This window comes from Reyranella aquatilis (genome assembly GCF_020880995.1).
GTDB classification, from domain to species: domain Bacteria; phylum Pseudomonadota; class Alphaproteobacteria; order Reyranellales; family Reyranellaceae; genus Reyranella; species Reyranella aquatilis.
Map to the genome: position 1 here is coordinate 90,225 of NZ_JAJISD010000008.1, position 10,313 is coordinate 100,537.

General features: G+C 66.8%; 9 protein-coding genes. 2 read left to right on the forward strand and 7 right to left on the reverse strand.

Annotated features, from left to right (window positions below; all coding sequences use genetic code 11):
• Positions 1-9: 9 nt before the first annotated feature.
• A complete protein-coding gene (locus LJ725_RS18590) occupies positions 10-1,083 on the forward strand; it encodes an MBL fold metallo-hydrolase (RefSeq protein ID WP_230552149.1) in 1,074 nt (357 codons plus the stop codon).
• A 529-nt stretch (positions 1,084-1,612) separates the two neighbouring features.
• On the opposite strand, the gene LJ725_RS18595 is transcribed toward LJ725_RS18590, so the two are convergent.
• The 6 genes from LJ725_RS18595 to LJ725_RS18620 form a co-directional block, all read right to left on the reverse strand.
• Complete coding sequence (locus LJ725_RS18595) at positions 1,613-2,038, reverse strand: hypothetical protein (RefSeq protein WP_230552150.1); 426 nt, start codon at positions 2,036-2,038, stop codon at positions 1,613-1,615.
• Between the two features lie 98 nt (positions 2,039-2,136).
• Positions 2,137-3,012, reverse strand: coding sequence for an amidohydrolase family protein (locus tag LJ725_RS18600; RefSeq protein ID WP_230552151.1), 876 nt, complete (start codon positions 3,010-3,012; stop codon positions 2,137-2,139).
• A complete protein-coding gene (locus LJ725_RS18605; RefSeq protein WP_230552152.1) occupies positions 3,009-4,265 on the reverse strand; it encodes an MFS transporter in 1,257 nt (418 codons plus the stop codon). Before LJ725_RS18605 ends, LJ725_RS18600 begins: the two co-directional genes overlap by 4 nt.
• 35 nt (positions 4,266-4,300) lie before the next feature.
• A complete protein-coding gene (locus LJ725_RS18610) occupies positions 4,301-5,572 on the reverse strand; it encodes an MFS transporter (RefSeq protein WP_230552153.1) in 1,272 nt (423 codons plus the stop codon).
• Between the two features lie 22 nt (positions 5,573-5,594).
• A complete protein-coding gene (locus LJ725_RS18615; RefSeq protein ID WP_230552154.1) occupies positions 5,595-7,175 on the reverse strand; it encodes an ABC transporter substrate-binding protein in 1,581 nt (526 codons plus the stop codon).
• A 4-nt stretch (positions 7,176-7,179) separates the two neighbouring features.
• Positions 7,180-8,256: an isopenicillin N synthase family dioxygenase gene (locus LJ725_RS18620; protein WP_230552155.1), complete on the reverse strand. Its 1,077-nt coding sequence runs from the start codon at positions 8,254-8,256 to the stop codon at positions 7,180-7,182.
• Positions 8,257-8,396: 140 nt separating this feature from the next.
• Here LJ725_RS18620 and LJ725_RS18625 point away from each other — a divergent pair, with 140 nt between their 5' ends.
• Positions 8,397-9,155 carry a bestrophin-like domain gene (locus LJ725_RS18625; protein ID WP_230552156.1) on the forward strand — a complete coding sequence of 253 codons (759 nt, stop codon included), beginning with the start codon at positions 8,397-8,399 and terminating at the stop codon, positions 9,153-9,155.
• A gap of 15 nt (positions 9,156-9,170) precedes the next feature.
• Here the strand turns inward: LJ725_RS18625 and LJ725_RS18630 are convergent, their stop codons facing one another.
• Positions 9,171-10,118, reverse strand: a complete 948-nt coding sequence (locus tag LJ725_RS18630) for an AroM family protein (RefSeq protein WP_230552157.1) — start codon at positions 10,116-10,118, stop codon at positions 9,171-9,173.
• Between the last annotated feature and the right edge of the window lie 195 nt (positions 10,119-10,313).

Below are 10,313 nucleotides of genomic sequence, written 5' to 3' on the forward strand. Positions count from 1 at the left end.
CTGCCACCGATGCTTGTCTTCCGACAACTGTTCGATCCGACTTCCTCGACCTACACCTACCTACTCGGCTGCAGCGTCTCGAAGGAGGCGCTGCTGATCGACCCGGTGTTCGAGCAGGCCCGCCGCGATGCGGCGCTGATTGGCGAGCTTGGTCTCACGCTAAAGTGGACGCTCGACACGCATGTCCATGCCGACCACGTGACCGGCGCCTGGCTCCTGAAGCAGCGGCTTGGCAGCAGGATCGCGCTGTCTGCGGCGTCGGGCGCGGCCGGTGCCGACCGGCTGCTGCAGGATGGCGACCGCATCGAGTTCGGGCGGCGTGCGCTCGAAGTGCGGTCGACGCCCGGCCACACCTCGGGGTGCGTCACCTACGTGCTCGACGATGAAAGCATGGCCTTCACCGGCGACTGCATCCTGATCCGCGGGTCGGGGCGCACCGATTTCCAGCAGGGCGATCCGCGGGCGCTGTATCGCTCGGTGCGCTCCCGCATCTTCGCTCTGCCGGAGAACTGCCTTCTCTATCCGGCGCACGACTATCGCGGCCTGACGGTCAGCAGCGTCATCGAGGAGAAGACGTTCAATCCACGGCTGGGCGGCGAGGTCGGCGAGAACGACTATGTCGGCTACATGAAGAACCTCGATCTTCCGCATCCCAAGAAGATCGACGAAGCGGTGCCGGCCAACCTGCGCTGCGGTCAGCCGGGGAACGCGGCGGGTGTGCCGGCCGAGCCCGGCTGGGCGCCCTTGCGCTTCACCTTCGGCGGCGTCTGGGAAGTCGAGCCGCACTGGCTGGAGGAGCATCTGTCGCAGGTGAACGTGCTCGACGTGCGCGAGCCGGCCGAGTTCTCCGGCCCGCTGGGCCACATTCGCGGCGCGACTCTGGTGCCGCTCGGCGAACTCGCCGCGAAGGCCGGGGACCTGCCGAAGGACAAGCCGATCGTCGCCGTCTGCCGCGCCGGCAGCCGCTCCGCGCACGCCACCGCGATCCTGCAGAAGGCGGGACTCGCCGACGTCGCCAACCTCCCCGGCGGCATGCTCCGCTGGCGCGCCGAGAACCGCCCCGTCGAGGGCGGCACGGCCTGACCCAACGGCGTCTACTTGATGAATTCGTAGGCGAAGTAGCCTCCATCGCGAGACGCCGATGGCGGCCATCCGTGAAGTTGGCTCGGCGGACTCGGATACTTTTCCATCCCGTAGAAACGAACACGCCTAGTTGGAGCGGTTGTGGGGAGCCGAACGGCTTCCTCCCAGCACCGGTTTGCGGACTCGATCACGGCGCTGCCGTAACCCGTGAAGATGAGAGGCCCTTCGATGATGACTCGAATTGGCATTTTCACGGCCTGAAGCTGTCGCAGTCCGACTCGTGCGCCTGCCCACGACGGGGGCAGGCATTCCCGGTTGTCTCCGAAGCGCTGACAAGGTCTTGAGAAGCTGTCGGAGAGCGATTCGACGCTTCCCTCCAGCACCCAGGTTGCCTTGGTCTCGCACGCCTTCGGTCCTTCCTTCTTCAGGTCGCAGGGAGGGGGCGGGCAGAGTCCCTGGGCAAGGCTGGCCGCCGGCGATGCCAGCATGGCGACATGCAGTACCGCCAGCGCGGCAACATGGATCGCCCTCATTGCGGAAGCATCTCGAAAGCAAAGAAGCCCGGTCCCGTGCTCGGACCCACGGATTTCTCCGTCCCGAAAAACCGAACGCGCTGACCGATCATGGCGGGCGTGACCTTCACGAAGCGGGAGAAGCAATGCGAGGCCGACTTCATCATGTCGCGACGCCCCGGCATATCGCTCGGCCGGCCCGCCACAATGGCACCCTTGAGCATCTTCATGTCACTCCCGAGCGTGACGTTGACGCCGTACCATAGCGACGAACAGCCAAAAGTATCGCAATAGCGGCCATGAATGTCCGTCAACTGCTCGATCGTTCCTTCGGCGATCCAGTCGGCCTTGGCGGCACATTGTTTGAGGCCATCTGCTGTTGTCGGATCGCAGATCGCGGGGGTACAGGGATGGTTGGCGAGCGCCGCCGAGCAAAAGAACAACGAGCAGACAACAACAGCAAGTCGATACAGGAGTGCCTCCGCCGGTCGAGGCCGCGAGCATCGTCGAACGACCGGAGGTTGTCCACTGCCAGCCAGTTCTAGAACCCGTACAGCTTCGATGGCGTCTCGACGAGGATCGTGCGCCGCGTCGCCTCGTCCGGCACCCAGTCCTCGAACGTCTTGAGCGTGATCGGATAGGTCGTTACGCGGTTGAGGTCGGTGTCGGTGTGCGGCCAGTCGCTGCCCCACATCAGGCGTTCGGGGCCGAAGGCATCGAGCAGAATCGGCGCCGCCATCCGCGCGCGCTCCGGGCCGACGCGATAGGCTCCGCACATCACGACGAAGACGCGGCCGGTCCTGGCGCTTTCCAGCAGGACCTTGAAGCCGGGGTCGCGGGCGGGTCCCAGGGTGCGGTCGAACATGCCGTAGTGCGGGATCACCACCTTGTGGCCGCCATCCAGCAGGAAAGGCAGCATCTCGGGCAGGCGCCGACTCTCGACATAGAGATGGATCGGCCAGTCCCGCTTCAGCGCCTCGCCCAGCATCTCGTGATAGGCCGACCATTGTGGCGACGGCAGGCCGAAGATCGGAAAGCGCAGGCCGCGGACGCCGATGCGCGCCATTTCTTCCCACTCTTCGGGCCGCGTTTCGACCGAGGGCGAAATCCAGGGCACGCCGCGAAACCGGTGCGGCTCCGCCTTGAGCGCGCCGAACAGGTACGAATTGTCGTAGCCCAGGAACGAGGGCTGCAGCAGTACCGCGCGGCCGACGCCATTCGCTTCGGCCAGTGCGAGCAGCGTCTGCCACGAGGCGTCGTAGTCGGGTGCATAGCGCGCATCGACGGCGAGCTTCAGGCCGCGCACGAAGACATGCGTATGGGCGTCGACCCAGGCGGAGGGCACGGCGCGCGCGGTTCCGGCAAGCACACTTGCCGCCAGCGCCAGCGGCCCGAGGGCGCGGCGCGAGAGCGTCACGGCGGCAGCGTCGCGTCGCGCGAGGTCTCCCGGAAGGTGAGGAGCGTGACGATCGAGATGGCGGCGGCTGCCATGAACAGCCAGGCCGGGCTGAGATCGACGCCGGTGCGGGCGACGAGCCAGGCGGCGGTGAGCGGGGTCAGGCCGCCGATCACGCCGAAGGCGATGTTGTAGCCCAGCGATACCGCCGTGCAGCGGACGCGGCCGGCCACCGCTTCGGTGAGGATGGCGGGGAGGATGCCGAGCCCCATGCCCGCCGGTACGACCAGCGCGAGTTGGCCTGCGAGGATCAACGCGGGATCGGGATGATGCATCAACCAGAGGAACGGCACCGCTCCGGCGAAGCCTAGGATCATTGCGGCGAACATGAGTGGTCGTCTCCCCACGCGGTCCGACAGCCAGCCCGACAGGAGCATCACCGGCAGCAGGAAGAACATGCTGACGGTATTGATCTCCAGCGCGCGCGCCGGTGCGATCCCATCGACGGTCTGGAGCCAGGTCACCACGTAGAGGAACATGAGGTAGAAGCCGACGGCATTGAAGATCGTGACGCCGGCCACGCGCAGCACGGCGCGGCCGTGATGGCGCACCGTCTCGGCCAGCGGCGAGGTTTGCGCCCGCTCCTTCGGCGCTTCCTCCACGATGACCTGCCGGATCCACCAGCCGATCACGCCCAGCAGTAGCCCCAGCAGGAACGGGATGCGCCACCCCCAGGCGGCCAGCGCGTCCGCCGGCAGGACGGCGGCGAAAAGGGCACCGATCGCCGAGCCCAGCAGGAAGCCGCCGGTGGCCGCCAGCGAGCAGAAGCTGCCGACCAGGCCGCGGCGGCCAGGCGGCGCCTGTTCGACGAGGAAGACCATCGCGGTCGTCGCCTCGCCGCCGACCGAGAGACCCTGGATCATACGCAGCAGCGTGAGCAGGATCGGCGCCGCCAGGCCCAGTGTCTCGTGGCCGGGCAGCAGGCCCACGAGGAAGGTGGGGATCGCCATGGCGGCGATCGAGAAGGTGAGGGCGGCGCGTCGCCCGTAGCGGTCGCCGATATGGCCCACCACCACGCCGCCCAGCGGCCGCATCAGGTAGCCCAGCGCAAAGATGCCGAAGGCCGCCAGGACCTGCGCCACAGGATCCTCGGCCGGGAAGAACACGCGGCCGATGGTGGCCGCGAAGTAGCCGTAGATCGCGAAATCGTACCATTCGAGCAGATTGCCGATGGTGCCGGCGGCGACGATGCGCCGTGTGCTGGGCGGACTCATTGCGCCGGACTATGCCATGAGTGGCCGCGGCGGCGTCACTTCTTCGGCGGGGCCGCGGAAGCATCGTCCGGCAGGCCCGTCCTGTCGGGAAAAGAGGCCGTCGCGGCGAAGGAGATCGCCGCCGCCCCGACGATCAGGAAGGCCGGGCTGAGATCATTGCCGGTCCGGTGGATAAGCCAGGCCGCGGCGAGCGGCGACAGGCCGCCCAACACGCCCGCGGGCAGGTTGAAGCCCAGCGCAACCGCCGTGCAGCGAATGCGGGCCGGTGTCGCCTCCACCATGAAGGCCGGTTCCACCCCGAACACGGTGCCGATGATCGCGACGAAGCCCAGTTGCCCCGCCATCACCAGCAGCGGATCGGGATGATGCAGAAGCCAGAACAGCGGCACGGCGCCGACCATCGCGGCCGCCATCGCGATCAGGAGCAGCCGGCGCCGGCCGATCCGGTCGCTGAGCCATCCGGCACCGAGATAGATCGGCAGGGCTACCGCCATGGCCACCGTGTTGAAGGCGAGGGCGCGGACCGGGGCCACTCCGTCGACGAACTGCAGCCAGCTCACGAGATAGAGGAACACGATGTAGAAGGTCACGGCGCCCAGCGCGGCGATGCCGGCCAGTCTTGCCAGCAGCCAGAGATGCTGATGCAGCACCTCCCGCACCGGTGTCTCGGCCATCCCGCTCGCCCGGGGCGGCTCGGGCACCCGGCGGCGCAGCCAGATCCCCAGCAGCCCGATGGGCAGGCCGAGAAGGAAGGGCAGGCGCCAGCCCCAGTCCTGCAGGGCCTCCGGCGGCAGGACGGCGGTAAGCAGCGCCCCCGTCGCGGATCCGAAGAGGATGCCGGCGGTGCCTCCACCCGTCGCCATGGCGCCGGCCAGTCCACGCCGGCGGGGGCCGGCATGTTCGATCATGAAGATGAAGGCCGTCGGGCACTCGCCGCCGATCGACAGGCCCTGCACGATGCGCAGCGCGGTGAGCAGCACCGGCGCCAGGAGGCCGAGACTCTCATAGCCCGGCAGGATCCCGACGAGGAACGTGGAGAAGGCCATGGCGGCCATCGACAGGTTGAGCGCCGCCCGCCGGCCGAAGCGATCCCCGATGCTGCCCGACACGAGGCTTCCCAGCGGCCGCATCAGGCAGCCAATGGCGAAGACGCCGAACGCCGACAGCAGCTGCGCGAGCTCGCTCTGATGCGGGAAGAAGGTCTGCCCGATGATGATCGCGAAATAGCCGTAGATCGCGAAATCGTACCATTCGAGCACGTTGCCGATGGCGCCCGCGCCGACGATCCGGGTTTTCTCGGAGAACATCGCCTATCCGGCGCCGGCGGCGTCAGTTGCCCTTCTTCTCGATGTTCCAGAACACCGGGACGGGGCTGGTCACCACGCCGCTCAGCCGGTCGGCGCGCGTCGCCGTCGGCAGCGTGTACTGGCCGAGCGGGACGTGCGTGCCGTAGGTGATGGCGCGCGCCTGCAGGTCGGCCGCGATCTTCCTGCGGCTTTCCAGGTCGGGCGCACGGGCGAATGCGTCGCGCAGCCGTTCGACCTCGGCATCGCACGGCCAGCCGAAATTGGCCTTGTCGCAGGACGCAGTGAGCATGCTGTTGGTCAGCGGGTTCATCATGTCGACCGAGAGCCATGAGGTCATGAAGCCGTTCCAGCCGCCGTCCTGCGGCAGGGTCTTGCGCAGGCGGCGCGAGACGATCGCCTGGAAGTCGAGCGGCACCATCTGGACCTTGAAGCCGCCCTTCTCCAGCAGGTCCTTGGCGATCGGGCCGGCATTGGTCAGCACCGCGATGTCGGTGGTGTGCAGCATCACGATCGGGGTGCCGTCGTAGCCGGCCTCCTTGAGCAGCTCCCGCGACCGGGCGAAGTTGCCGCGCACCAGCCCGTCCATGCCGGCCTTGCTCTCGAGCGGCGTGCCGCAGACGAACATGGCATCGCAGGTCTGGTAGTACTTCTCGTCGCCGATCACGCCCTGCAGGAACGCCTTCTGGTCGAAGGCATACTCGGCGGCACGTCGCACCTTCTCATTGTCGAAGGGGGGCACGACGGTATTCCAGCGGAAGACGTACTGGGCACCGATCTTGTTGTAGACCTCGAGCCGGATGTTCCTGTCGGCCTGCAACAGCGACTTCAGGTCGTGCGGCGGCGCCTCGATATAGTCGATCTCCCCCGCCAGCAGGGCGTTCACCGCGGTCTGGTGGTCGGGGATCGCCAGCCACTCCACGCGATCGACCTTGGCGACCTTGCCGCCAGCGAGGCCGGAGGCAGGTTCCGGGCGCGGCTTGTAATCGGGGTTCCTCACATAGACGGTCTTGTCGCCGGGCTTCCACTCGTCGGCCTTGAAGATGAAGGGACCGGAGCCGACGAACTCGGAAATCTGCTTGGCCGGATCGGTGTCGGCGATGCGCTTGGGCATCATCAGCGGGGTCGAGCCGCCGGGCTTGGCCAGCGAATCGATCAGCAGCCCATAGGGCTCCTTGAGGACGATCCTGAACGTCCTGTCGTTCACCGGCTCGAACGAGGACACGAAACTCAACATCTTCACGCCGGTCGAATCGCGCGCGCCCCAGCGCTTCAGCGAGGCGATGCAGTCCTCGGCGGTGACCGGCTTGCCGTCGTGCCACTTCAGCCCGTCGCGCAGGGTGAAGGTGTAGGTGAGCTTGTCGTCGCTCAGGCTCCAGGTGTCGACCATCTGCGGCTGCGCCTGCAGCTTCTCATCCATCGCGAACAGCGTGTCCCACACCATGTAGCCATGGTTCCGCACGATGTTGGCGGTGGTCCAGATCGGATCGAGCACCTTGAGGTCCGAATGCATCACCGCCTTGATGGTCTTCGTCTGGGCGAAGGCAGGCGAGGCGAGCAGGAGCGCGGCGGCGGAGCCGGCGGCGAACAGTCCGCGAAGGCGCATCGGATCAGGCCTGCCAGCGCGAGGTGGCGCGTTCGCCGGGCGCGATCTCGGCCTCCGACGGTGCCTGCACCTTCGCCATGTGGCCGTAGCGCTGGGCGGCGAACCACAGCGCATAGTCGCCGAATTTGATCGGCGGATACTTGGCCGGCCGCTCCGCCGACTGGCACGAGGGCAGGCACTCGATCATCGTGTCGTGGTCGGGATCGCAGAAGAAGGGAATGGCGTAGCGGATCTGGCCCGACACGTTGCGCACGCGATGGGGCGTCGACAGGAAGCGCTCGTTGCTCCAGCGGTGGAGGATGTCGCCGCCATTGACGACGAAGGCATCCTCGATGCCGGGCGCGTCCATCCAGCGTCCGTCGGGCAGCAGGATCGAGAGGCCCTGGACCTTGTTCGGGGGCAGCAGGGTCATGAATCCCGAATCGGTGTGCGGCACCAGGCTCTCGACGGTTTCGTCGGTGCCGTCGATCTGCGGATAGCGCGACATGCGCAGGATCATGTGCGGCTTGGCGAAACAGGCGTCGAAAAAGGTCTCCGGCAGGTCGAGCGCCAGCGCGTAGAGCTTCACCAGCTTCTGGCAGAGCTTTTCCAGGGTCGCGATGTATTCGAGCGTCGTCTCGCGGAAACCGGGCAGTTCGGCCGGCCACTTGTTCGGTGCGTGGAAACGGCGCCCCGAGATCACGTCCGGATCGTCGGCGGCACGCTCGCGGCGCAGGAAGTAGGCCTCGTTCTGGCTGGGCTTCTTGCCCTGCGCGGCGGCATTGGGCGGCGCCTTCTGCGCGATCGGCATGTAGCCGATATTGTGCTCGTCGACCTTGACCGCGAGCTTGGCCTCCATCGGCTGGGCGTGGAAGCGCGCGGCGGCTTCATAGGTATCGTCGATCAGCTTCTGGGGCACGCCGTGGCCCGCGAGATAGTAGAAGCCGACATTCTCGAAGGCGTAGCGCAGCTCGGCGGCGGCCTTTTCGGCCGCGCCTGGTACGCCCGCGAGATAGGCCGAGACATCGATCAGCGGAATCTCGCCGCCGATCAGCGGCGGGGCGACGGGCCGCCCGCTCACGGGCTGGATGGTTGGCTGCATCGACGACCTCCGAATACGCTGCCCACAGACGCTATCACGTGGGCTGCAAGCCCTGCAAAAAGCAAGCCGTATGCATTTCGCAGGAGTGGTAGAATTCTGGAGGCCGCCCGTATTCTGCGGTCCCAGGAAAGGTCGATTTCGTGCAGCCCATCTGGATCTCGCTCGCGGCTTGCGGGGTCATGCTCCTCGGCGCGGTCATCGGTGCATTGCTGCGCCGCAGGCTGCCGGACCATCACCTCGACGACCATGCCCGGGACATCGTCCGGTTGGGAGCCGGTCTCGTCGGGACGATCGCGGCGCTGGTCCTGGGCCTCCTCATAAACTCGGCAAGCACTATCTACGAGACCCAGCGCACCGAAGTCCGCCAGATTGCGGCCAATCTCATCCTGCTCGACGCCGTGCTCGATCAATACGGCCCGGAAGCCAAGCCGCTCCGCTCCGTGCTGCGGGAAGCTGTCGACCAGATGATCGAAAGGATCTGGCATGAGGCAGGGTCCACGGATAATCGCGCCCTCTATGGCAGCGGGACCCTGGCGTCGCAGGTCTACGCTGGGCTCCACGCGCTGCCCGGAGGGACGACCGTCAAGTCGGCCCTGGTCGCGCAGGCTCTCCAGCTCGCCGTTCCAATCTCGCAGGCCAGGCTTGCGCTCTATGAGCAGTCGAGGTCCGGACTGCCGCTGCCGATCCTCGTGGTGCTGATATTCTGGCTCACCGTGCTCTTCGTCAGTTACTGCCTGTTCTCGCCGGTGAACCCGACATCGGCTGTGGCGCTCGGGCTGGTCGCTCTTTCGGCGGCGGCGGCGCTGTTCCTGATCCTGGAGATGGTCGAGCCATTCTCCGGCCTGATGCAGATCTCGAGCGCGCCGATCCGGGCCGCGGTGCCGCCGCTCGTGCCTTGAGGTCCGCCGCGGGCCTCAGCGTTCCGGCTGCCTCAAGGCGCGCCGGATGAGCTCGGGAGTCGACGTCGCGCTCAGTTTCAGCATCGCGCGAGCGCGGTGGATCTCGACGGTGCGGTGGCTGATACCCAGCGCCCGCGCGATGGACTTGTTGGCGGCGCCCTCGAGCACCTGGACCAGCACCTCCGTCTCGCGTCGTGTAAGCGTTTCAAGGGCCGGCTGCGGAAGTCGCCGTAGCAGTTCGGCGCCGGTATAGGTCGCGGCCTGCAGATCGAGCGGCTTGCCGGCGATCTCCGACAGCCGCAGGCGCGCCGTACTCCCGATGATACGGCAGGCGGTGACGACCGGCTTGCCGCTGGTGCGCTCGACCTGCTGCGCCATCTCGCCCGTGTAGCCAACCGAGTTCATCACGATCAGGTCTGCGCCCGAAACGCGATCGATGGCCTGGGTGAGATCGGAACTCTGGTTGCCGCCGATGCTGGCGAGCGAACTTTTCAGCATCGTGCCGTAGTCGCTTTCGCTCGCCGCCGATTGCTGGCTCGCCAGCGGAAAGATGATGCCGATCCGGGAATTGCTGGCGGTCAGGGCGGAAATCCAGGCGTCCAGCGCATCCTGACCGTGAATGAGCGGCGTGCGCGTCGCGAGGCGCGCACGCATGCCGGTCATTGCCAGGATGATCAGATCGAAGTTCTGTCCGTCGAGTTTCGTGACCAGGGCTTCCGTGCGGCTCGTCACGAAGCCGGCTTCGACGATAACATGCCGGCCATCGCGCAGCCGCGTGAGATAACTCAGCTCGTCGCGGCACGGTGCGCTCTTCGCGATGAGTCTGTCGGAGTCGTTGTCGAGCGCGCCGAACTCGTCGAGCGTGGCTTCGCCCAGCAGCGGCCGGAGTTCCTCCATGACGTCCGGGCGTGGCGCGTGCCCCATGGTGACGACGGCGATGCGGGGAATGCGCCTGGTGCCCACCTGTCTCCTCCTCATACGTGTTCGCACGTATAGATCGCCGTCTGATTAATCCATAGACATGCCTTAACACGGGGCAAGATGTCATGCGGGCTGGACCTCATCGCGCGACGAAAGTAGCTGGTCGATGGTCCCGATCTTGCAAGGCTTCGCTCCGGCGGACCCTCGTCCATCCCGACAAGAGCGACCTCGCCCGAA

Excerpts from the sequence above, each read along its gene's own strand:
- LJ725_RS18620 (WP_230552155.1), bottom strand. The coding sequence starts at position 8,256 with ATGCAGCCAACCATCCAGCCCGTGAGCGGGCGGCCCGTCGCCCCGCCG.
- LJ725_RS18605 (WP_230552152.1), bottom strand. The coding sequence starts at position 4,265 with ATGAGTCCGCCCAGCACACGGCGCATCGTCGCCGCCGGCACCATCGGC.
- LJ725_RS18615 (WP_230552154.1), bottom strand. The coding sequence starts at position 7,175 with ATGCGCCTTCGCGGACTGTTCGCCGCCGGCTCCGCCGCCGCGCTCCTG.
- LJ725_RS18610 (WP_230552153.1), bottom strand. The coding sequence starts at position 5,572 with ATGTTCTCCGAGAAAACCCGGATCGTCGGCGCGGGCGCCATCGGCAAC.
- LJ725_RS18590 (WP_230552149.1), top strand. The coding sequence starts at position 10 with ATGCTTGTCTTCCGACAACTGTTCGATCCGACTTCCTCGACCTACACC.